This is a genomic window from Sporosarcina sp. P20a, from assembly GCF_002743175.1.
In the GTDB taxonomy this organism is placed as follows: Bacteria; Bacillota; Bacilli; order Bacillales_A; family Planococcaceae; genus Sporosarcina.
The window spans coordinates 40,195-62,544 of record NZ_PDYT01000001.1 but is presented as its reverse complement, the minus strand read 5'-3'; the positions used below and the strand labels follow the sequence as shown (position 1 = coordinate 62,544).

Genomic DNA, 22,350 nt, shown 5'->3' with positions numbered 1-22,350 from the left:
CTCCAAGTTTCTTTTATCGTAAATTGTTTAATCGATCCATTTGACTTAATATATCCGTAATGCGGACTCCGAAGTTTTCGTCAATGACTACTACTTCCCCTTTTGCAATATAGCGATTATTGACTAATATATCGACAGGCTCCCCTGCCAATTTATCCAGTTCAATAATGGAACCACCAGACATTTCGAGTATTTCTTTAACAGAACGCTTCGTACGTCCTAATTCTACTGTTACTTGAAGTGGTATATCAAGTAGTAAATTTAAATTATTTGATTCTTCCTTATTCAAAGTAGGCGCTTGGAAACTCGCAAACTCTGCTTGCTGGACATGCACTGGAGCTTGCGTCTGACGTGGTGCTGCAGTTTGTTGCATGGGTGGTGCTTGATATACAGGTTGCTGTGCAGGATCCGGTGTATACGCAGGCTTAGGTTCCGAATATTGGGGTTCCGGTGGACTCGGTGGTACTTCTGTCATAGTGGCCGCTTCTTCTTCTCCCATTAATGTAGATACCAATTTTTTACCGAACTCCAGTGGGAACAATTGCATAATATCAGAATCAATCAATTCGCCAACTTTCAAATTGAATGACACGCGGATTAATAAATTATGCGCTGGTATATTTTCGGTTCCCTGATCTATTTGAATATTCATCAAATCAATAGTGGGTGGTGAAATATCTACTTTTTTATTAAAAATGGTAGACATCGAAGTCGCTGAAGACCCCATCATTTGATTCATTGCTTCTTGTACTGCACTCAAATGGATTTCACTTAACTCTTGATTTGGAGTTGTTCCGTCGCCTCCAAGCATTAAGTCTGCAATGATTGCCGCGTCACTTTGTTTAATTACTAACAGATTAACACCACTTAATCCTTCTGTATATTCAACCTTGACGGCTACATATGGATGGACGAAATCATCCTCCAAGTTATCCCGTTGGATCAGCGATAGTTTGGGTGTTGTGATTTCTACTTTTTGTCCCAATAAAGCGGAAAGTGCCGTTGCAGAACTACCGAATGAAATATTACCTACTTCACCTAATGCATCTTGCTCCATTTCGGTCAAGTAATCACTAATATCGATAGTTTCAGATTCAGGTTCATCTGCTTGGGCAGGTTCTAATGTTTCACCCCGTAACAACGCTTCAATCTCTTCCTGTGAGAGAATATTATCACTCATCATCGTCATCCTCTCCCGTATTCAATATTTCCAGTATTTGAACAGCCATACGATTTCGTAACTTCCCTGGCTGTGCTGTGAATTTAGGCTTATCTCCTATCCTTATCGTTAAAGGCTCCTCAATACTTGTATTCAATGAAATCACATCACCAAGCTGCAAATGCAGGAAATCTTCGATAGATATTTGGCCTTTTCCAAGGTCAGCAACTATTGGGAGTGTTGCATTTTTAATACGCCTTTCCAATTGTATGCTTTGCTCAGCGGTTGGTTCTTTTTTATTTGTCTGCATCCAGTACTGCACAGAGAGGTTTGGAATAATTGGTTCCAACACAACGTGAGGGATACACATATTAATCATCCCGCTAGATTCACCAATCATAATATTAAATGAAATAACGATTACAGTTTCGTTAGGTGAAATCATTTGAAGAAATTGAGGATTGACTTCCATCTCTGTTAAATACGGATCAATGTCAATTAGGCCTGACCATGCTTCCCGTAAGCTGTCAAACGAACGTTCAAACAAATTTGTCAAAATCTTCGTTTCAATCTCTGTCATATTATCCGTTTTTCCTGAACTCGATCCAAAACCACCCATAAGTCTCTCCAGCATGGAATAGGCAACATTCGGATTGACTTCCATCAAAATATTCCCTTCAAGCGGGGATACATCAAATATATTGATCAATGTCATATTGGGTATCGAGCTAATGAATTCTTCAAATGGAATCTGATCTACCGACATCACATTAATTTGTACATACGTACGTAGTTGCGCTGAGAAGTACGTCGTTAGTAGTCTAGCGAAGTTTTCATGGATCCTAGTCAAACTTCGAATCTGGTCTTTAGAGAAACGAAGTGCACGCTTAAAGTCATAGACACGTACTTTTCTTGTTTCTTCTTCCTTCTTCATTTCTTCTGCTGACATTTCACCCGTCGATAAAGCAGACAGCAGCGCATCTATTTCATTTTGGGACAATACGTCTCCCGACATAGACCCACCTCCCATAGCGCATACATCTCTAGTAGATCATTCTGGCCGTCACTGGATGATATAAGAGACAATATACACCTTCTGTATTTCACCATCTTGCATCAGCTCGTTCAGCTTTGCTTTTATGGTATCTTCAAATTGCTGTTTCCCCGCTTTTCCTTCAAGATCTTTCGCTGTCATTTCAGACAGTTCTTGAATCGCTAGGTTCTTCACTTGAAAGTCACGTTTCGTCAATTCTTCTGCTGCCTTTTTACTATCTGTCTGGATTTTCAGTGACACACGGACAAAATTACGACCAGACAAGTTCGTTGTGATTTCTTCCATATCTACGGACGACTCAATAATTTCATCAATTGATGGTACTTTTTCTTCTCCGTCACTATCTTTATTGAAATTCAATATCAATACGACCGCCACCACACCGATTAATGTAATACTCACTAAAATAATTAATGAAATCGTCAATAATTTATTCTTCATCTTCTTCATCACCCCGGATATGCGGATTGGATAGCAGCTGGACTGCTTGATAAAATTCAATGATTCGGTTATTTACTTCTTCAGCTGAATCAAGAACGACATACTTTGACCCAGTCGTCAATGTGATTGTCGTGTCTGGAAACGACTCGACTCTCTCTATGTACAATGCATTTAACGTAAACGTCGTTCGATTCAATCTCGTCACTTTAATCATATGTAAGGGGCCAGGCCAAGGCCGGCCCGACCCTCCTTCTCAAACTATGCTATGTTATCGCTTCAAGTTTACTAGTTCTTGTAATATCTCATCTGATGTAGTAATGATCCGTGTGTTGGCTTGGAAACCACGTTGTGCAACGATCATTTCTGTGAATTCTTCGGATAGGTCTACGTTGGACATTTCTAGTGAGCCGGATTTGATAGCACCACGGCCATCTACTAATGGTGCCCCTGTTCCATCTTCTGCTACTCCCGAGTTAGCACTTTCTTGGTACAAATTCCCACCTGTTTTTGTTAAACCACCTGGATTTGAGAATTTGGCTAATGCCACTACATCTTCACCCTCTAAAACACCATTCAGTACATATTTAACTATTCCATCTTGCCCTATTGAAAGAGATGTAGCTTCTAGCGGAACTTCGATTGGTCCCCCACCCTCTGCTGAAAGATATCTTCCATCTCCATCCACAATTTTTCCATCTTTATCGAGATAAAAATTTCCTGCACGAGTATATAGTTTCTCACCATTTCCATCCTCAACTACAAAAAAACCGTCACCTTCAATAGCTAAATCTAGAGTGTTTCCTGTGAATTGAGTAGAACCCGGACTGTGCATTGTATCAATAGCTGCTATTTGCGAACCTAATCCCACTTGTTTAGGATTCACCCCACCTCTCGTATCTCCGGGTCCAGTAGCCCCCGCAACAGTCTGAGAATACAAATCCTTAAAAACCGTACGCCCTTTCTTAAAGCCATACGTATTAACGTTAGCAATATTGTTACCAATTACATCTAATTTCGTTTGGAAGTTCTTTAGGCCAGAAATTCCTGAGTACATTGAGCGAATCATAATAAAGTTTCTCCTCTCGGTTTTAGAGTGCACCGCGTCATTCAGTCGACGGTGCGGTTGGCATCCTGTTAAGGTCCTGCCGTATTTAGCTGAGTAATATCGTGCCATCAATATTTGTAAACAGTTGATCTTTCGCTTCCATGCGGTTCATCGCGGTGATGACGGTTGAGTTTTTCGCACTGACTATGAGTGCGGCTTGATCAGTCAACACAAGTGAGTCACGAATTCCCTTCCTTTTCGCCTCGTCCACTTTTTCTGAGATACGCGCCCATTCTACGTCGGTCATTTGAATGCCACGTTCTTGCATCCGGTCGTTAGCATGTTTACTAATCTTTAATTTCTCTGGCTGCGTCGCTTGCTGTAAGTGTTCAAGAAATGACTGCTTTGATTGTGCTGGTATCTGTCCTTGGCGTATGAGTGGCGGTGATGGAATGCGATGGGCATCAATCTTGTTCATGACATCGCTCCATTCAATTATTCACTAATAGTGGTAAATTGATTACCTTCGATTTTTGTACCGTCTTGTAATACGTAATGAAGACTACCTTCTTTATTTGTAACTGATACAACTTTACCCGTACGTTTGTCTTCGCCTTCCATATAACCTACTGTCTTACCGATCAGCATACTCGCTTGAACTAGACTATTTGGTTGACCAACTACACCCGAACCTGAAGTAGATCCGTTCCCCATTACTTCAGAAATATTTCCAGGGGATAATTCCTTACCATCCGCCATCGTGAAGATGACCGAACCGTCAATATACTTGATCGACTGTATAACACCGGTACCTTCATTAATAATTGGCTTATCGTCTTCACCTTTTTCATCTGAAACTTCATGCCAACGTATTTCTTTTCCCACAAAGCTATTGTACTGAATTAACTGACTCTGATTTTGCGAATCCGCAAATTTCTCAAACGCTTTTGCTAGATTCATTGTTTGTTCCAATGAGGAAAACTGCGCCATCTGAGCGACAAACTCGGTATCTTTCATCGGGTTGGTTGGATCTTGGTTTGCCATCTGAGCAATTAAGATTTTCATGAATGCGTCTTTCCCCATCGTATCGGGTCCAGTCTTGCGTTGGTCTCGCTGCTTATTGACTAAATACATCGAATCTGTAATTGCATTTTTCATTGTTGTGGAATTTGTTCCTTCTGGCAATGTTTACACCTCCAGTTCAATCATGAATTCTTGGAATGTTTGTTCCTGTTCATCTTGTGTTTCATTTTGTTCAGTAGCTTGTTCTTTTTGTTGCTGATTTTGTTTATTAAACGCCTGTTCCCGATCACTCTTTGAAGGATCTTGTAGCGTTTGTGATAAATCGATCCGTTCTACTTGTAAGTTCTGTTGTGTGAAAGCTTGGCGCAACTGATGCATTTGGCTGTCGAGCATTTCACGTGCCATCGCAGTAGATGCTAAAATCCTTGCAGTCATAACACCATTCACTTCCAATAGTTCAACACGTATTTGTCCAAGATGTTCTGGATATAATTTGATTGAAATCCGATTCATTCCATTCGTTTGACCGAAATTCGCTCTGTTTAGTACTGCTTGGAATTCCCGCATCAATGCCTCACTTCGGCTCTCCGGTACTTTCTCTGTAGCATTTATTTGGAATACCGGTCTTGTTTCATTCTGCGTAGCGGCTAAAACTGTAGTTACTGTTTCATTTGGCTTCGACTGTTGATCTTGTTGCTTTGTATCCGCGGCAGATTGTTCTGTCATGAACCGAACGATATGCTGCATAGTCGGTGGAATTTGAACAGGTTGCTTCACTTCAGGTTGAACAATCTTTTGTTCCAGTTGACCTGCAAATTGTGAAAGAATTGGCTTAATCGTTTCCACAAGATCTATCTGTTTCGTAAATAAATCCATTTTAGGGGCCGCTAGTTCAATCGCTTTAAGCAATACCGTTAATTCTACTGTTACTTTAGGTAGTATATTCTCTATCGCGGCTTGTACTTTTTCAGTAGGTAATTTCTGTAGTACATCGAGCATGAACCAGATATCCCCTGTAGCTGCCATCTGATCAAGTTGTTCTTTGGTCATGCCGACATCTTCTAGGACGTTTGTAATCGTTTCTACTAGTTTATCAGGTTTTTCACTAATAAGATGTGCTAATTGTTGCAGACTAGGAAACTCCTGCAAGTTTGGCAGATCCTTTAAACTTAATTCAGCATCTTCACTTAACTCTACTGGTGTATTTTGGAGCTGGTCTCCTTCTAGTATTCCAGAAAGCAACGTTTTAACAGCTACATCATTTTCCGGAATATCCCGAAGCATTACTGAATCTTTAAAGAATTTGGCAACAGCTGTTGACTTAACAGGCCGCTCTAACTCTTCAAGGAATCCTTCTAGCTCTTCCAAAGAGCCAGCTTTTAGAACATCACCAAGTAATTCGGTTAACTCTTGTTCCGTATCTATTACCTTTATTGAAGCAGGCAAGGCAGTAGCAGACATAAGATCTTGGAACACACTACCCAATCCTTTTCCTTCAATATTCGCTGTTGAAGCGGATGAATTCAAAGGCATGCTTGGCGCACCGATATTCATTAGTAGTCCTAAATTCACTATTTCACCTCCCTCATACACTATTGTACTACTTCGTGAGCATAGAAGTATATTTTGCGGCATCTTCAGGGGACATTTTCTCTAGTATGGATGCTAAAGTAGCGGGCTTTAGACTAGATAATATTTGAACAGCTTCTGCGTCCCCCATTTTCGTAATGACAGGTGCTGAGGATTTGGCTGACATTTGCTCGTACGTTGTGACAATTTCCTTGAAATCACGCGTAGATTCACTTTGCGCAAGTTTTAATTTCTCGATTTCTTCATTCAGCTTTTCTTTCTCTATTTCAAGTGTTTCGTTCGAATCTTTTACTTGTGTGAGTTCATCTTGAACTTCAAATAATTGCGCTTCTTTTTCTTGAATCTCTGCTTGAAGAGAAATGACACGTTCCTCCAATATTAGATCTCCCTCGACCTTTTCATCAGTTGCTTTTTGTTCAATGAATGGAACTTTTGATGTCCACTCCTTCGCCTGATCAAAGACATTGACATCAGCTACTTTGGCTATGATCAGAACGACAGCCGTTGTGAACATAAGAGGGATGATGATCCATGCGAGCAATATTTGGAAAAAGCCAATAGACTTTTTGCTTTGCCTATCCACTGATTCTCCAACCACTCTTTTCTTTTTCAACTTAGCCACTTTACCACCCATCTTCTCTTGAACGAAACTTCATCGTCGATAGCTCGTCAATTCGATTTGTCTCTACGTGTTCCATTTCAGCATCATATTGCTCTTTCCCAATTTCTTTCATCTTCTCAAACTTTTTCACTTCAATATTCTTATCTAACAATTGAGATTCATACCAATTCATTTTCGTTCGGGATTTCATTACTTCTTGCTGAATATGATCAATCGTCAAATCAAGTGTGTTTATGAATCGAGAATAGCTGTGCAAATCATCAATGGAAAAACCTGTAGTCATTCGTTGTTGCTGTTCTTCCAAGATATTTTCTTTCTTTTTCATCTGGTCATATAGTTGTGTTGCGATCTTTTCGAATTCTTCGATTGCTTCTTTATAAGCCATTTCTGTTTCATCACGTTCTTGTTCACGTAAATTCAGCACCTTATCAAAACGATAAAGGAATGAAGTCATCTGCGCTCTCCTCCTCCAGAAGCTAACGCGATCATTTCATTTACCGTATCTTCCAATTGGATATTCTCATTAAATTTTTGTTTTAGAAAATCGGTAATGATCGGCTCATATTCAATCGCTTCGTCAATTTCACGAGACGTCCCTTTTTTATATGCACCAATATTAATTAAATCCTCGGATTTGTCGTAGGCATAATACAGTTCGCGTAATTTCGCGGCTGCCTTCAAATGTTCAGGATCTGCAATATGATTCATCAGACGACTGACACTTTTCAAAATATTGATTGCAGGGTACTGACCTTTATTGGCAAGTGTACGGTCCAAGACTATATGACCGTCGAGAATACCTCGAACAGCATCCGCTATAGGCTCATTCATATCGTCACCGTCAACTAGCACGGTATAGAATGCAGTAATAGCTCCTTTTTCATTAGTTCCGCTACGTTCCAAAAGCTTAGGTAAAATAGCGAAAACAGAAGGAGTATATCCCCGCGTTGCTGGTGGTTCTCCAACTGCCAGACCAATCTCACGCTGTGCCATGGCTACACGTGTGACTGAATCCATCATCAACATCACGTTCAGTCCTTTATCCCTAAAGTACTCTGCAATGGCCGTTGCTGTCATAGCGCCTTTAATTCGCATAAGTGCCGGTTGATCAGAAGTGGCCGCTACTACAATTGTTTTCTTAAGACCTTCTGGACCCAAGTCTCTGTCGATAAATTCACGTACTTCACGGCCACGTTCACCTATAAGGGCAATCACGTTGATATCCGCTTCCGTATTGCGTGCGATCATCCCTAATAATGTACTCTTGCCGACACCGGAACCCGCGAAAATACCTACACGTTGACCGCTACCTACCGTTAACATGCCATCGATGGCTTTCACACCTACAGCTAACTTGTCATTAATTTTAGGTCGTGTCAAAACGTTCGGTGGACTGTTTTCTGTACGAACAGTTGCCAAGCCTTTAGGCAATGCGCTTGAATCAATAGGCTTACCTAAAGAATCAAGGACTTGTCCTAATAAATTCATGCCTACTTTTACTTCAAGTGGCTTGCCAAGAGTTTCAACTAGACAGCCACTTGATATATTGCGTATATCCGTGTAAGGCATCAGCATGACAATCTCTTCCCTAAAACCTACAACCTCTGCTTGAATTAGAGAGCGTCCTCCTTCAGGAACGTTCAAATGGATAAAACATACATCTCCAATCGATGACTCAGGACCTTTGGATTCTATTAACAATCCAACAACCCGTATTACCCGACCATATTTTTTTAAGGTGTTTATATTTGGAATGATTGGAAGTAAATCTTCGGCTTTTTTCACATTCACACACCATCTTCCATGATTTTCACCAATTGTTCTTTCAGTTCATTCAGTTGCTCATCTACACTCACTACGATTCGGCCATGGTTCGTTTCGATAAAACAATCTGTTGCATTGAAATCTTCATTGACAAAAATAAGGAATGGTGTTTCGGGTGGAAATATGGAAGCTAGCTCAGAGCGATGTGTCGTTACCATTTTAAACTGTTCAGTTGGTACGAATAATTTTATCTCTTTACTCTCCTGTGCTTCCTTAATCCCTTTCCTTACGATGGATAAATACGCCTCATCATCTGCTTCTATCACTTTATTAATTATTCGTTCTGCTGAGTGCATTCCAATATCTAAAATTACCCGTTCTTGATTTATTAAATATTGCGTAGCGTTCTCATAAGATAATGTAGTAATTTCGTTCGCAGACTCTATCATTTCACTCATTTCCGCCATTGCCTTATTGCGTCCATCGTCGAATCCGACTTGAAACCCTTCGTCATATGCTTGTTGTTGCAGTTCTTCTTTTTCACTTGCCCAAGCCGCATGCATCGATTCGATATCCGCTGCCGCTTGTTCCAATCGTTGTTTTATTTCAGTATCTATAATATTTTTTCGTTGCTCCATCTCCTGCAATAAGCGATTGCGTTCCATAAACATCATGCCTGCGCTCACCGGCTCTTCAGCTTCTTCAGCCGGTTCCACCAACTGCAAGTTGCGTATTGATATCGCTTTTGTGGGGCTTTGATTCATTATAGTTCGCTCGGAACGAAACAGATTAGACAATGATGTCATCTCCTCCTCCACGCGCTATGATGATTTCTCCTGCATCTTCAAGTCTACGGATAATTCCTACGATTCGAGACTGCGCTTCCTCCACGTCACGGAGTCGCACAGGTCCCATTACATCCATCTCTTCCTTGAATGATTCTGCCATACGTTGCGACATGTTTTTGAATAGTATATCTTTTACTTCTTCACTAGACACTTTCATCGCTAAAATCAAATCTTCATTTTCACAATCACGGATGACACGTTGAATTGACCGGTTATCCAATGTGATAATATCTTCGAAGACAAACATTCTTTTGCGAATTTCTTCGGCAAGCTCAGGATCTTGAATTTCAAGAGCATCGAGAATTGTTTTCTCTGTCGAACGATCTACACCATTCAACACTTCAACGACCGCGTCTACGCCGCCTGTTTCGGTAAAGTCTTGAGTTACAGTAGATGATAATTTTCGTTCAAGTACTGCTTCGATCTCACTGATTACTTCAGGAGAAGTCGATTCCATTGTAGCTATTCGTTTCGCAATATCCGCTTGCGTTTCTTGTGGAAGCTGTGACAAGATTAATCCTGCTTGTTCCGCCTCCAAATAAGATAAAATTAATGCAATTGTCTGCGGGTGTTCATTTTGGATAAAGTTTAGTATTTGTGAAGGTTCTGCACGTCTAGCGAAATCAAACGGTCGCACTTGGAGTGAAGATGTCAGGCGGTTAATAATAGCTTGGGCATGTTCTTTTCCGAGTGCTTTTTCAAGTACTGTCTTGGCATAGCCAATACCCCCTTGAGAAATGTAATCCTGTGCAAGAGCGATATGATGAAACTCTTCAATAATCTCTTCTTTTACTGAGGATTCTACTTTTTTCACACCTGAAATCTCCAACGTCAGTTGCTCAATCTCTTCTTCATTCAAATGCTTATAGACTGAGGCTGAGACTTCAGGACCCAATGAGATAAGCAGAAGGGCAGCCTTTTGTTTTCCTGACATGTCTTTGTTTTTCTTTACCAACTAAACCCCTCCGTTATTCTTTGGCGATCCATGTTCGCAATAATTTCGCAAACTCTTCAGGTTTTTCTTTAGCCATTTTCTCTAATTGTTTTCTACGCGCTGTCGCTTCTGTCTCTTGCTCCATATTGATGTCGTCGATTTGTGCTGAATCTAATTGAGTCTGAGCTTGTTCCAACGCCAGCTCTTCTTCCATTTCTGCTTCATTGCGTCTCTTACGCAAGAACAGCACAACTAAAACAATAATTGCAAGTAGCAATACACCGCCAATCACATATACCCACCATGGAATGACTGTCTTAGTATCTTCAAACGCAATGTTTTTCCCTTTTAATGGTTGAACTGAAACTGCTATTTTCTCAGCTAGTATTTCTTCAGTCAATTCTCCAGCTACTTCTGTATCCAATGAAGTACGTACTATTGTCTCTAAAATACGTTCAACATCCTGTCGTACTTCAGGTTCCAATGAGGTTGGATCATCAGCAGTAGGAGGTTCAATCATCACTTGTATACCGATATTACTAATTTTGTATGGGCTCTCTACTATATCTTTTCTAATTCTATTTACTTCATTATTAATTGTTTCTTCTAGACGTTCGTAATCTCCGTCTCCCCCTTCACCTTCAACATAGGTAGTCCGATTATCAGTCGGATCTTCCCCTTCAGGTGTACCGCCTACTGCCGGATTGGTACCTGAGAATGATTCAGTTATCCTTTGCACACTCAATGCAATACCTTCCATGTTTTCTGGATCCACCGGTGTTACAAGATTCTCTTCACGTTGTTCTTTCTTAAAGTCGATATCTGTCGTAACGGATACAACTACTTTGTCTTGCCCCATCAACGTACCGAGCATCATTTGAACCTGTCGTTGCAAGTCGCGCTCAATAGTCTTTTTCACACCCATTTGATCCGTCACACTAGCGCCGTAAGAATTTGCTGAATCTTTTAGATCAAAATACTCAAAATATTGGTTCTGAATGACGATATTCTCATTAGATAGATTAGGCAGGCTTTTTGATACTAGATTATAAAGTGATGTGATTTGTTGTTCAGAAAAGCTTTGCCCGGGATTTGTCTTCAACATAATTGCTGCACTAGCTTCTGATGTTGTGTCATTTACGAAAATTCCCTCTGTCGGTAAAGTAAGCATTACTTTTGCATCCTTAATACCTTCTATACCCTTTATTAGATTAGCTAATTCTGTTTGCATTGCGGCAAGCTTAATCATATTAAATTCATTATCCGTAGTACCAAACCCGGCATTATCCGAAAAGAATGAATAATCGATAAGTCCTGAATCCGGGAAACCTTCTGCCGCAAGTGATACACGTAAATTATCCAGTTGTTTTTCAGGCACTGAAATTGCAGTACCACCCGGTTCCACTAAATACGGCACTCCCTGTCCATCGAGGACTTCTTTTATCCTCCCAATTTCAGAAGGTGATACTTCTGAATAAAGCGTTACATATGTAGTACGAGACATAGTCATTGTTAAAAAAACCGCCAGTGCGATTATGCCGGCCGCTGTCGTTATATATATAATCTTTTGATTTTTTGTCCGACTTCCCCAGAAAGCTTTGAGATCGGCTCTGAGCTTTGTCAATCTTTCTTTCATTCTAATCCCCCGGTCAGCCTCACTAGGCCAGATTCCACTTGTGCCCAGTGCTCTCTATCTGTTAGACAGGCATTCTAATGATTTCTTGGTATGCTTCTACTACTTTATTTCGCATTTCTACTGTTGCATTTAATGCAATACTCGCTTTTTGTGCCGAAATCATCACATTGTGTAAATCGACATCTTCACCTTTAGCAAGCTTCGCTGTCATAGTATCTGAGACCTTTTGCGTGTGGTCTACCTGATGAATTGCGTCGTTCAACATTACCGAGAAATTCTGTTGAGCTTCAAAAGGTGTTCGCTGTGCTTTCACTTCGGGTTGCTGCATCGTCATTGTAGGCATAGCACCTGTAATAGATTGTACGGCCATCTAGTTCACTCCTATTTGAATACTACTATATTATCTTCCGATCTCCAGCGCTTTCATAAGCATAGATTTATTTGCATTCAACGCAGTTACATTCGCTTCATACGATCTCGTTGCAGACATTAAATCAATCATTTCGCGCAGTGGGTCAATATTTGGCATTTCTACATAACCTTCTTCATTCGCATCTGGATGAGAGGGATCAAATACCAATTTGAACGGAGTCTCCCGATCTTCTTTCACACGTGTTACGGCCACTCCATTTCCCGCATTATTGTGTGAGTGAACACCTCTTGCCGCTTGCAAGAATGAAGAGAACTGTCCTTCCTTCGGTTGTAAAGTGACTGTTTTTCTTCTATACGGCTCCCACTCGCCTTCTACCCGCTTGGCTCGAGTTGAATCAACATTCGCCATATTGGAAGATATGACATCCATACGTAACCTTTGAGCAGTCAATGCAGAAGTCGACGAGTTCAGACTATGAAATATACTCATGATCAACGACCTCCTTTAATAACACTTTGTAATGAATTGAATTTCCCGTTTAATCGTTCTATCAAAGCAGAGTTATAAATTTGATTTGCAGCTAAATCTGCCTGTTCTTTGTCCATATCAACACCATTGCGATCTTGTCGATAACGTAAATTAGATACATCGAATGTTTTACTTGTCGTAGAATGTGTAAAGTCTAAATGCTTCGAGTCGGTTTTGTATGCCTCTATGCCTTTACTTTTCTCATTAGAAAACACTTCTTTAAAATTGACATTTTTAGTTTTATAGTTGGGAGTATCTACATTCGCTATGTTTTGCGAAATTGCTTTACCTTTCGCAGATGAGTAGTCCAATCCTTTTTCAAGCAGGTTGATGGTACCACCATAAATCTCCATCGTTTCCCCACCTTTCCCTAATTTAGTCCCTTTTTCGCGTTTTTTTATGATTTTACATAGTTCATATTATTCTTTAATAATATATTTGATTAAATAGGTTATTTCTTATTATTCTACTATCCCATTGTAGCTGAGACTAATGATTTTTGTCCAATGTTTTCTAAATGAATTTATAGTATAAAGTAACCACATTAAACTTTTCAGAGTAATCTATACATTACCACTAATCACTTAGTATTATATAAATTTATTTTCAATATAATTAATAAGTACTTCTTCTATATTTTTTTTGGATTATATTGTCGAAATTTAGCGTATGGTGCAAACAGCTTGCTACAGCAGGTGACACCATGTTTTCCTTCTTACCTTCACACCCTACATATCATCACTAATATAGTAAATATTTCCTACCGAATATGTATGAAACGCAAGATGAATTGCGTTCTATAATTAAGATATTTTATAAATAAAAAAATAAAAAAACTGAAGAAAATCCGTAAATACGGAAGTTCCTTCAGTTTCTAAACACTTTTCTTGTAAAGTGATATTTATTATTACGAATTGTGTTTTTCGAGCTCAGATAGGAATTTATCGTTCAATACTTTAATATACGTACCTTTCATTCCTAAAGAACGCGATTCAATAACACCAGCACTTTCAAGTTTACGAAGTGCATTGACGATTACTGAACGTGTAATTCCAACACGGTCAGCAATTTTAGATGCTACAAGCAATCCTTCATTTCCGTCTAACTCTTTGAAGATGTGCTCGATTGCCTCATGCTCACTGTAAGACAATGAGTTGATTGCCATTTGTACAACCGCTTTACTGCGAGCCTCATGTTCAATTTCCTCAGACTTTTCACGTAAGATTTCCATACCGACTACCGTTGCACCATATTCAGCAAGGATTAAATCATCTTCTGTAAATCCTTCTTTTAATCGCGCAAGAATCAAAGTACCCAAGCGCTCGCCACCACCGATGATTGGTACGATCGTAGTTAAACCTTCTTGGAATAGTTCTTTGTTTTCGATAGGAAATACTGTATGTTCGCTCTCGATATCGATATTTGGAGATGTCTCATTAATCTGGAACAAGCGAGTAGTATACTCTTCTGGGAATTTACGATCTTCGAACATTTTCTTCATACGATCATTGTCGATTTGGTGGTGGATTTCTAAACCAAGTAATTTACCTTTTCTGCTTACGATAAAAGCATTACAATCGATTACGTCACTTAGCTCTTCCGCCATCTCTTTAAAGTTAACAGGACCGCCTGCACCTTTTTGTAACATTGCATTAATTTTTCTTGTTTTAACTAATAAACTCATTTCATTGTTCCTCCTCAAGGATTTCTTCTGACTTTAATGAATATTCTAAAGGTTTTCAATCGTTAAATAAACTATTACGACTTCCTTATAGAATAAAATGTGACAAATCTTTGTTCTTTACAATTCCATCCAGCTTTTCGTCCACATATGCTGGTGTGATCTTAATAGATGCAGGGCCGATTTCTGCCGCTTCGAATGATAAATCTTCTAGCAACTTTTCCAAAATCGTATGCAATCTTCTAGCACCAATATTTTCTGTTTCATTATTTACTTCGTATGCAATTTCAGCCAGCTTGCTGATCGCTTCGTCTGTAAATTCAATTTCAACTTCTTCTGTTGCAAGAAGGCGTTCATATTGTTTTAATAAAGAAAAATCCGGTTCTCGCAGTATGCGCTCAAAATCACCTTTTGTCAATTTGTCTAATTCTACACGAATTGGGAATCTACCTTGTAGCTCCGGAATAATATCAGACGGCTTTGACATATGGAAGGCTCCAGCAGCAATGAACAAAATATAATCTGTCTTAACAGCCCCGTATTTTGTTGTGACTGTAGAACCTTCGACGATTGGCAAAATATCGCGTTGTACACCTTCGCGAGATACTTCACCAGAAGACTTTTGGTTGCTACTTGCGATTTTATCCATTTCATCAAGGAAAATAATTCCCGCTTGTTCTGTTAGTTCAATCCCTTTGCGTGCCACTTCATCTTGATCAATTAACTTATCCGCTTCTTCTGCTTCCAATACGATTCTCGCGTCTTTTACTTTCATGCGACGCTGAACTTTCTTCTTCGGCATTAGTGATGATAAAGCGTCTTGCATACCCGACATTTGATCCATACCAGACCCTTGCAATGCATCGAATAGAGATGGTTGTTGCGCTTGCACTTCTACCGTCACCATTTTTTCTTCGATTTGACCATTCGCAAGTTGTACAGCTATGTCTGAACGTTTTCGTCTAATCTCGGATTGATCTTCAGTTTGTTCAGGCTCAGGCTGCGTTTTTTGACCGAAAAACATTTCGAAAGGATTTTGACCTTCTGTATTCTTTTTTGCTTCAGGCACTAGTAACTTTACTAAACGTTCTTCCGCAAGCTTTTGAGACTGCTTTTTAACGGCTTCGCGCATATCTTCTTTTACCATGCGTACTCCGACCTCAGTTAAATCGCGAATCATTGACTCAACATCTCTTCCAACATATCCGACTTCCGTAAATTTTGTGGCTTCTACTTTTACGAAAGGTGCATGGATCAGCTTTGCAATCCTTCGTGCAATTTCTGTTTTTCCGACACCGGTAGGTCCGATCATCAAAATATTTTTTGGAATGACTTCTTCTTGTTCTTCAGCAGTCAATTGCATACGACGATAACGATTTCGCATAGCCACCGCAACTGCTTTTTTAGCTTTTTCCTGCCCAATAATATAACGATTTAAATACGCTGTGAGCGCTTTAGGAGTCATTTCTTGCTTCATCACTTAAAGCACCTCCACGATAATATTATGATTGGTGAACACACAAATATCGGCCGCTGTCTCAAGTGAAATTTCAGCTATTTCTTTCGCTGTCAATTCACTGCTATGTTTCTTCAGTGCACGTCCGGCTGCTAGTGCATAATTACCTCCGGAACCAATTGCCAATACTCCGTCATCCGGTTCTATTACTTCACCAGTACCCGAGACAAGTAACAGTGTATTTTCGTCCATAACGAGTAACAACGCTTCTAACTTACGCAGGATTCGATCTCCACGCCATTCTTTAGCAAGTTCAACTGACGCTCGTTGAAGATTTCCATCGTATTCATTGAGTTTCGCTTCAAATAAGTCAAATAGCGTAAATGCATCCGCTACAGAACCAGCAAAACCAGCTAAGACTTTGCCGTTATATAATCTACGGACTTTCTTCGCTGTGTGTTTCATGACGACTGATTCGCCCATCGTCACTTGCCCATCACCTGACATAGCACATTGCCCATCATGATGAATAGCAAATATCGTAGTTGCATGAAATTTCATTATAGTTCCTCCTAAGCACGAGGGTGCGTTTGTAAATAAGTCTGGCGTAAGTGTTCATTTGTGATATGGGTATAGACCTGAGTTGACGATAGATGGCTATGTCCCAGAAGTTCTTGTACGGACCGAAGATCTGCTCCAGCGCCAAGTAAATGCGTCGCAAACGTATGACGGATCATATGCGGCGTTATATTAGTATGCAAGGATGCTTTTTTCATTAAGTCATCTAATACGTAGCGTACACCACGATCCGTTAAAGGATCTCCACGTAGATTGACGAACAATTTTGTATGCTTCTTTTGCTTCATCAATCTTGGGCGACTACTGTCTATATAGTGTTGCAAAGCTTCCTCTGCAAAACTCCCGAATGGCACAAAACGTTCTTTTCGTCCTTTACCCATTACTTTCACAATTCCTAAATAATGATCCACATCTTGCACTTCGATTTCTACTAGTTCACCGACACGGATGCCTGTTGCATAAAGCAACTCAAGTAAAGCACGATCTCGTAAAGAGCGAAAATCTTCTCCCATCGTCACTTCAAAAAGCTTTTCCAGCTCTTGCTCATAGAAAAAAGCAGGAAGGCGTTCTTCTTGCTTCGGATGATACAATAATCGAAATGCCTGATCTTCAATCCCGTATCGCGCATTAATGAATTTAAAAAACGACCGGATAGCTGATATTTTCCTGGAAATGCTTGTTCTCGCATAAGAACGATCATATAGACGTGTAACATACAGTCTAGCTACGGGGTAGTCGATGTCTTCCATTTTCTCTATTCCCTCTTCTTGCAAGAATAATAAAAAATCCCGAAGATCTTTTTCATACTCCGCGACCGTGTAGGATGAGTAGTTTTTCTCTAGACGAATATAGGATACATATTCTTCTGCCAATTGATTTATTTCAGGAATCATTTTATCACCTCGATACGAATTTATCCTCGTACAACGTGCACCTGAAGATTCGAAAGATTATTGATTACATATAGTTCGAAATAAACTATCAAAGCCGAATGTTGTCCCTAAAACACTATACATTAGCAAGGAAATTTGGGCAACTTTGAAAAACTGATTGTTGATCATTTTTAGATATAAGAACTTTTTTCGTCACATAACAGTCAAATTACTTTAATAGCTAAGTAATTATTCATCATACTGATCATCATTTCTTCCTCAATATAAGACGTTATATACATTAGGAAGTTGCATAATGCTACTTCAACTAAAAAACTGAAGACAGAACCCCGATTAGATGGAGTTCCGTCTTCAGTACGACCTCAAGTCATTAAAGCAAAGATTTTAGTTATAAATTTGTCGTTGATTTAAATTCTTGTATTGCATCCAATGCGCGTGTTGCATGTTTGTTTGCACGTTCAGCTTTCGTTCTATATCTCCTATTCAGCTCAGGGAATAATCCGAAATTGATATTAATTGGCTGGAAGTTATTTGGATCAGCTTCTGTGATATAACGCGCCATGCTGCCAAGTGCGGTTTCTCTTGGAAATCGGACAGGCTTCTCGCTTTTTGCCAATTGTGCTGCATTAATACCAGCAATCAATCCTGATCCTGCTGACTCTACATAACCTTCCACACCTGTTACCTGACCCGCAAACAGGACAGTCGGCTGTGATTTAAGTTGATACGTGCAATTCAAAACTCTAGGTGAGTTGATGAATGTATTACGATGCATCACACCGTAGCGCACGATATCCACATTTTCCAATCCAGGTATTAGTTTCAATACTTCTTTTTGTGCTCCCCATTTAAGATGCGTCTGAAATCCTACTAGATTATATAATGTTCCAGCTGCGTTATCCTGTCGTAATTGAATAACCGCTTTTGGTTCTTTTCCTGTTTTAGGATCTTCTAGTCCAACCGGTTTTAACGGACCGAATAACATCGTTTTTACACCACGCTTCGCTATCTCTTCGATTGGCATACATCCTTCAAAGTAAAGCTCTTTTTCAAAATCCTTTAAAGGAGCCACTTCAGCTGAGGTTAAGGCTTCATAGAAACGCTCGAATTCCTCCGCGTTCATAGGACAGTTTAAATAAGCCGCTTCACCTTTGTCATAACGTGATTTCAAATAAACTTTATCCATATCGATGGAATCGGCTTCTACGATGGGAGCTGCGGCATCATAGAAGTATAAATAATCTTCTCCAGTTAGCTGTCGAATTTCTTCAGCTAACGCCGGCGATGTTAGTGGTCCAGATGCGATTACCGTAATTCCTTCCGGTAATTTTTTCACTTCTTCATTAATCACTTCTATATTCGGATGATTCCGGATCTTTTCAGTGACGTTGTCAGAAAATTCATGACGGTCTACTGCAAGCGCTCCGCCAGCAGGTACTGCACATTCATCCGCAGCTTGAATAATCAATGAATTGAATTGACGCATCTCTTCTTTGATCACACCTACTGCGTTCGTCAGGTTATTGGCACGCAACGAGTTGCTGCATACTAACTCCGCAAATTTATCTGTATGATGGGCTGGGGTTTGCTTCACGGGACGCATTTCGAATAATTTCACTTGGACTCCTCTATTAGCTAATTGCCAAGCAGCTTCACTTCCAGCTAATCCTGCACCAATCACATTTACAATTTGCGTCATTACAACTACCTCTTTCTCATTATGTTGAATTACTTTTTTCACTTTAGCCTTGCGGTTCTTCTTTATAATCACAATCAGTACATTGGATTTGAACACCCTTTTTCAGGCGTTTTTCGACCATTGTATGCTGACATTTCGGACATGGTCTTGTGATCGGTTTATCCCATGAAACGTAGTCGCATTCAGGATATTGATCACAGCCAAAGAAGATTCTCTTCGTTTTACTTTTACGTTCAACGACTTCGCCTTCTTTACACTTTGGACATTTTACGCCAATTGGTTTAATGATGGCTTTTGTATTACGACAGTCTGGGAAATTGGAGCACGCCATGAATTTTCCGTAGCGGCCCATCTTATAAACCATCGGAGAACCACATTTTTCACAATCTTCACCCGCTGGTTCATCTTTAATTTCAATCTTTTCCATTTCGGCATCGGCTACTTCTACGTGCTTTTCGAAATCGCGATAGAAATCATCGATCACTGTACGCCATTCGATTGTGCCTTCCTCCACATGGTCAAGACGCTGCTCCATCTGTCTTGTAAATTCGATATCAATAATATCTGGGAAGTATTGATTAACTGCCTGATGTACGATTCCCCCAAGTTCTGTTGGAATAAACCGTTTGGCATCTAGTGTGACATAGCCACGTTTTTGAATGGTATCAAGTGTGGGTGCATACGTAGAAGGTCTACCTATACCTAGCTCCTCAAGCGTCTTCACTAAACGTGCCTCCGAATACCTTGGTGGCGGTTGTGTGAAATGCTGTTTTGGATCTATGTCTGAATATTTGATACGCTCGCCTTCTTCAAGCGGCGGTAGAATATTCTCTTTTTCTTCTTGTTGATCATCATTGCCTTCGATATAAACTTTCATAAAGCCTGGGAATTTCACTTGAGATCCCGATGCTCTGAAACGAATATCTCCATTTAAAAAATCAGCAGTTACTGTATCCAAAACCGCTGGCGCCATTTGACTTGCGATGAGACGTTCCCAAATCAGTTTATATAGACGATGTTGGTCTCTCGTTAAGAACGCTTTCATTGCATCTGGTGGTCGCATAGCTGAAGTCGGTCTTACTGCTTCATGCGCATCTTGTGTCTTCGCTTTAGCTTTCGCTTTTTTCGTACTAGTTGAAATATACTCTTCACCATACATCGTATGGATGAATGATTTCACTTCTTCTTTTGCGGTATCAGAAATTCTCGTCGAATCGGTACGCATATACGTAATCAAACCGACTGTACCTTCTTTTCCAATCGCAATTCCTTCATATAATTGTTGTGCAAGCATCATCGTCTTCCTCGCGCGGAAGTTCAGCTTACGTGCAGCCTCTTGCTGAAGGGATGATGTTGTGAACGGCAATGCCGGATTACGTTTACGTTCTTTCTTCACTACTTTGGATACTTCGAATTCGTCCGGCTTTATTGAGTTGACTATTTTTTCCACTTGTTCCTGATTCGTCAGTTTCACTTTTTCTGAAGCATCGCCATAAAATTGTGCTTCAAAAGTTTTATCACCTTTAGTGAATTGTGAAGTGATGGACCAGTACTCTTCTGGTTCAAATGCATTGATTTCATTTTCCCGGTCGATGATCAAACGCAAAGCTACTGATTGCACACGCCCTGCGGATAATCCCTTCTTAACTTTCTTCCAAAGGATCGGACTGATATTATAGCCTACTAATCTATCCAAAATTCTTCTGGCTTGCTGCGCGTCTACTAAATCCATATCAATAGGACGTGGGTGTTTAAATGATTCTTTGATTGCTTCTTTTGTAATTTCATTGAAGACTACGCGGCAATCTGATTCGATATCTACACCTAATTGATGTGATAAATGCCAAGCTATTGCTTCCCCTTCACGATCCGGGTCAGCTGCGAGAAAAATTTTCTTCGCTTTTTTTGCTTCTTTTTTTAAATCTTGAAGTATCGGTCCTTTTCCTCGAATCGTAATATACTTCGGTTCATAGTTATTTTCGGTATCTACACCCATTTGACTGCGGGGTAAATCACGTAAATGACCAAGTGATGCACTAACTTTATACTTTTTTCCTAAGTAACGTTCAATCGTTTTCGCTTTAGCAGGCGATTCCACTATTACTAAGTAATCTGCCATATCGTTCCCTCCTCAGAGAGATTTCTTTATATTTATTCAGCAAAAGAATATCTGTTGCAAAATGTATAACAGTTTTCAGGATAATGCAACCTTTTAAACATCTGCCAAAAAGAGGTTATGCCGGTTTATAGTAAAGAATCAACAATCTGATAACCACTCCACAACGGCTTGGCTCCTTCATCCAACAGCTTATTTGGACCCGCTGAAAGAGGGGAATCTATAGCACCAGGTACTGCAAATATTTCTTTTCCATGATCAAGAGCATGCTCCACTGTACTCATCGTTCCGCTTCTTTCGACAGATTCTGTAATGACTAGCGCGCTAGACAAACCACTGATAATTCGATTGCGCATAGGAAATGTCCATTTTGCTGGCGGAAAGTATGGTGGATACTCCGTCACGAGTAAATGATTTTCCGCCATTTCTTCAGCTATTTTTTGATTCTTTTTTGGATACATATGTGAGAACCCATGACCTAGTACGCCAATTGTTTCCCCGCCATATTCGATAGCCGCTTGATGAGCCATCGTGTCCGCTCCATCTGCTAAACCTGAAACAATTGGAATTTGATGATCGACGAGCGGTGGCACAATAAATTCCAGCGCCATTTTGGAATAGCTTGTAGCTTTACGAGAGCCAATGATCCCTACACGAAGTTGCTTTTTCAACAAAATCTCATTCCCTTTAGTATAAAGAACCGCAGGAGGATCACATAATTGTCTTAATTCAATGGGATAATTCGAATGAAAATAAGTAATGGGGGTCACACCGTTTTCCTTCAGCATTTCTACTATCGGAAAACAAGATATCTCATTAAATTTCACTGGAAACTGTTCCAATCTTTCTATCGGTATATTAAAAACCCGCGACCATTGGAGAGCTGTATAAGAATGTAAATCTTCTAAT

At 40.0% G+C, this 22,350-nt stretch carries 24 protein-coding genes; all 24 read right to left on the bottom strand.

Translation table 11 applies throughout. The features are described from left to right. Positions 1-13: 13 nt before the first annotated feature. The 24 genes from fliY to dprA all read right to left on the bottom strand — a co-directional run bounded on the left by fliY (position 14) and on the right by dprA (position 22,229). Complete coding sequence (gene fliY / locus CSV72_RS00320) at positions 14-1,180, bottom strand: flagellar motor switch phosphatase FliY (RefSeq protein ID WP_099677107.1); 1,167 nt, start codon at positions 1,178-1,180, stop codon at positions 14-16. Continuing rightward, positions 1,173-2,174, bottom strand: a complete 1,002-nt coding sequence (gene fliM / locus CSV72_RS00315) for a flagellar motor switch protein FliM (RefSeq protein WP_099676645.1) — start codon at positions 2,172-2,174, stop codon at positions 1,173-1,175. Before fliM ends, fliY begins: the two co-directional genes overlap by 8 nt. A 48-nt stretch (positions 2,175-2,222) precedes the next feature. Then, positions 2,223-2,654 carry a flagellar basal body-associated protein FliL gene (gene fliL / locus CSV72_RS00310; RefSeq protein ID WP_099676644.1) on the bottom strand — a complete coding sequence of 144 codons (432 nt, stop codon included), beginning with the start codon at positions 2,652-2,654 and terminating at the stop codon, positions 2,223-2,225. Further along, positions 2,644-2,868 carry a flagellar FlbD family protein gene (locus tag CSV72_RS00305; RefSeq protein WP_099633174.1) on the bottom strand — a complete coding sequence of 75 codons (225 nt, stop codon included), beginning with the start codon at positions 2,866-2,868 and terminating at the stop codon, positions 2,644-2,646. The genes fliL and CSV72_RS00305 overlap by 11 nt, the downstream gene beginning before the upstream one ends. Before the next feature lie 54 nt (positions 2,869-2,922). After that, positions 2,923-3,720 (bottom strand): flagellar basal body rod protein FlgG, encoded by a 798-nt coding sequence (gene flgG / locus CSV72_RS00300; protein ID WP_099676643.1) that lies wholly within the window; start codon positions 3,718-3,720, stop codon positions 2,923-2,925. An 85-nt stretch (positions 3,721-3,805) separates the two neighbouring features. Then, complete coding sequence (locus CSV72_RS00295; RefSeq protein WP_099633172.1) at positions 3,806-4,177, bottom strand: TIGR02530 family flagellar biosynthesis protein; 372 nt, start codon at positions 4,175-4,177, stop codon at positions 3,806-3,808. Positions 4,178-4,194: 17 nt separating this feature from the next. Continuing rightward, positions 4,195-4,884 (bottom strand): flagellar hook assembly protein FlgD, encoded by a 690-nt coding sequence (flgD, locus tag CSV72_RS00290; RefSeq protein ID WP_233191034.1) that lies wholly within the window; start codon positions 4,882-4,884, stop codon positions 4,195-4,197. Between the two features lie 3 nt (positions 4,885-4,887). Continuing rightward, positions 4,888-6,294 (bottom strand): flagellar hook-length control protein FliK, encoded by a 1,407-nt coding sequence (locus CSV72_RS00285; RefSeq protein ID WP_158232102.1) that lies wholly within the window; start codon positions 6,292-6,294, stop codon positions 4,888-4,890. Between the two features lie 28 nt (positions 6,295-6,322). Next, the gene (locus tag CSV72_RS00280) at positions 6,323-6,934 is read right to left on the bottom strand and encodes a MotE family protein (RefSeq protein ID WP_158232101.1); all 612 of its coding nucleotides are present in this window, start codon (positions 6,932-6,934) and stop codon (positions 6,323-6,325) included. 1 nt (position 6,935) lies between these two features. Then, positions 6,936-7,388 carry a flagellar export protein FliJ gene (gene fliJ, locus CSV72_RS00275; RefSeq protein ID WP_099633169.1) on the bottom strand — a complete coding sequence of 151 codons (453 nt, stop codon included), beginning with the start codon at positions 7,386-7,388 and terminating at the stop codon, positions 6,936-6,938. Next, the gene (gene fliI / locus CSV72_RS00270) at positions 7,385-8,719 is read right to left on the bottom strand and encodes a flagellar protein export ATPase FliI (RefSeq protein WP_369802867.1); all 1,335 of its coding nucleotides are present in this window, start codon (positions 8,717-8,719) and stop codon (positions 7,385-7,387) included. Before fliI ends, fliJ begins: the two co-directional genes overlap by 4 nt. A gap of 2 nt (positions 8,720-8,721) precedes the next feature. After that, the gene (gene fliH / locus CSV72_RS00265; RefSeq protein ID WP_158232100.1) at positions 8,722-9,495 is read right to left on the bottom strand and encodes a flagellar assembly protein FliH; all 774 of its coding nucleotides are present in this window, start codon (positions 9,493-9,495) and stop codon (positions 8,722-8,724) included. After that, positions 9,488-10,501 carry a flagellar motor switch protein FliG gene (fliG, locus tag CSV72_RS00260; RefSeq protein ID WP_099633166.1) on the bottom strand — a complete coding sequence of 338 codons (1,014 nt, stop codon included), beginning with the start codon at positions 10,499-10,501 and terminating at the stop codon, positions 9,488-9,490. Before fliG ends, fliH begins: the two co-directional genes overlap by 8 nt. Before the next feature lie 13 nt (positions 10,502-10,514). Then, entirely contained in the window at positions 10,515-12,116 is a 1,602-nt protein-coding gene (fliF, locus tag CSV72_RS00255; protein ID WP_099676638.1) for a flagellar basal-body MS-ring/collar protein FliF, read from the bottom strand. A gap of 61 nt (positions 12,117-12,177) precedes the next feature. Next, on the bottom strand, positions 12,178-12,486 hold the full coding sequence (gene fliE / locus CSV72_RS00250; RefSeq protein ID WP_099676637.1) for a flagellar hook-basal body complex protein FliE: 309 nt from the start codon (positions 12,484-12,486) through the stop codon (positions 12,178-12,180). A 30-nt stretch (positions 12,487-12,516) separates the two neighbouring features. Then, a complete protein-coding gene (gene flgC, locus CSV72_RS00245; RefSeq protein ID WP_099676636.1) occupies positions 12,517-12,978 on the bottom strand; it encodes a flagellar basal body rod protein FlgC in 462 nt (153 codons plus the stop codon). 2 nt (positions 12,979-12,980) lie between these two features. Then, positions 12,981-13,370 (bottom strand): flagellar basal body rod protein FlgB, encoded by a 390-nt coding sequence (flgB, locus tag CSV72_RS00240; protein ID WP_099676635.1) that lies wholly within the window; start codon positions 13,368-13,370, stop codon positions 12,981-12,983. A 554-nt stretch (positions 13,371-13,924) separates the two neighbouring features. Continuing rightward, entirely contained in the window at positions 13,925-14,701 is a 777-nt protein-coding gene (gene codY, locus CSV72_RS00235) for a GTP-sensing pleiotropic transcriptional regulator CodY (protein WP_099676634.1), read from the bottom strand. 85 nt (positions 14,702-14,786) lie between these two features. Further along, positions 14,787-16,175, bottom strand: a complete 1,389-nt coding sequence (gene hslU / locus CSV72_RS00230) for an ATP-dependent protease ATPase subunit HslU (protein WP_099677105.1) — start codon at positions 16,173-16,175, stop codon at positions 14,787-14,789. Between the two features lie 3 nt (positions 16,176-16,178). Next, entirely contained in the window at positions 16,179-16,718 is a 540-nt protein-coding gene (gene hslV, locus CSV72_RS00225) for an ATP-dependent protease subunit HslV (RefSeq protein WP_099633160.1), read from the bottom strand. Between the two features lie 8 nt (positions 16,719-16,726). Next, complete coding sequence (gene xerC / locus CSV72_RS00220) at positions 16,727-17,626, bottom strand: tyrosine recombinase XerC (RefSeq protein WP_099676633.1); 900 nt, start codon at positions 17,624-17,626, stop codon at positions 16,727-16,729. 388 nt (positions 17,627-18,014) lie between these two features. Beyond that, entirely contained in the window at positions 18,015-19,325 is a 1,311-nt protein-coding gene (gene trmFO / locus CSV72_RS00215) for an FADH(2)-oxidizing methylenetetrahydrofolate--tRNA-(uracil(54)-C(5))-methyltransferase TrmFO (RefSeq protein ID WP_099676632.1), read from the bottom strand. A gap of 43 nt (positions 19,326-19,368) precedes the next feature. Next, positions 19,369-21,444 (bottom strand): type I DNA topoisomerase, encoded by a 2,076-nt coding sequence (gene topA, locus CSV72_RS00210; protein ID WP_099676631.1) that lies wholly within the window; start codon positions 21,442-21,444, stop codon positions 19,369-19,371. Positions 21,445-21,569: 125 nt separating this feature from the next. Then, entirely contained in the window at positions 21,570-22,229 is a 660-nt protein-coding gene (dprA, locus tag CSV72_RS00205; RefSeq protein WP_233191054.1) for a DNA-processing protein DprA, read from the bottom strand. Positions 22,230-22,350: the final 121 nt, after the last annotated feature.

Excerpts from the sequence above, each read along its gene's own strand:
- topA (WP_099676631.1), bottom strand. The coding sequence starts at position 21,444 with ATGGCAGATTACTTAGTAATAGTGGAATCGCCTGCTAAAGCGAAAACG.
- CSV72_RS00305 (WP_099633174.1), bottom strand. The coding sequence starts at position 2,868 with ATGATTAAAGTGACGAGATTGAATCGAACGACGTTTACGTTAAATGCA.
- hslU (WP_099677105.1), bottom strand. The coding sequence starts at position 16,175 with ATGAAGCAAGAAATGACTCCTAAAGCGCTCACAGCGTATTTAAATCGT.
- xerC (WP_099676633.1), bottom strand. The coding sequence starts at position 17,626 with ATGATTCCTGAAATAAATCAATTGGCAGAAGAATATGTATCCTATATT.
- fliE (WP_099676637.1), bottom strand. The coding sequence starts at position 12,486 with ATGGCCGTACAATCTATTACAGGTGCTATGCCTACAATGACGATGCAG.
- flgG (WP_099676643.1), bottom strand. The coding sequence starts at position 3,720 with ATGATTCGCTCAATGTACTCAGGAATTTCTGGCCTAAAGAACTTCCAA.
- fliL (WP_099676644.1), bottom strand. The coding sequence starts at position 2,654 with ATGAAGAATAAATTATTGACGATTTCATTAATTATTTTAGTGAGTATT.
- trmFO (WP_099676632.1), bottom strand. The coding sequence starts at position 19,325 with ATGACGCAAATTGTAAATGTGATTGGTGCAGGATTAGCTGGAAGTGAA.
- dprA (WP_233191054.1), bottom strand. The coding sequence starts at position 22,229 with ATGCTGAAGGAAAACGGTGTGACCCCCATTACTTATTTTCATTCGAAT.
- codY (WP_099676634.1), bottom strand. The coding sequence starts at position 14,701 with ATGAGTTTATTAGTTAAAACAAGAAAAATTAATGCAATGTTACAAAAA.
- flgC (WP_099676636.1), bottom strand. The coding sequence starts at position 12,978 with ATGAGTATATTTCATAGTCTGAACTCGTCGACTTCTGCATTGACTGCT.
- fliY (WP_099677107.1), bottom strand. The coding sequence starts at position 1,180 with ATGAGTGATAATATTCTCTCACAGGAAGAGATTGAAGCGTTGTTACGG.
- fliF (WP_099676638.1), bottom strand. The coding sequence starts at position 12,116 with ATGAAAGAAAGATTGACAAAGCTCAGAGCCGATCTCAAAGCTTTCTGG.
- CSV72_RS00295 (WP_099633172.1), bottom strand. The coding sequence starts at position 4,177 with ATGAACAAGATTGATGCCCATCGCATTCCATCACCGCCACTCATACGC.
- flgB (WP_099676635.1), bottom strand. The coding sequence starts at position 13,370 with ATGGAGATTTATGGTGGTACCATCAACCTGCTTGAAAAAGGATTGGAC.
- fliJ (WP_099633169.1), bottom strand. The coding sequence starts at position 7,388 with ATGACTTCATTCCTTTATCGTTTTGATAAGGTGCTGAATTTACGTGAA.
- fliM (WP_099676645.1), bottom strand. The coding sequence starts at position 2,174 with ATGTCGGGAGACGTATTGTCCCAAAATGAAATAGATGCGCTGCTGTCT.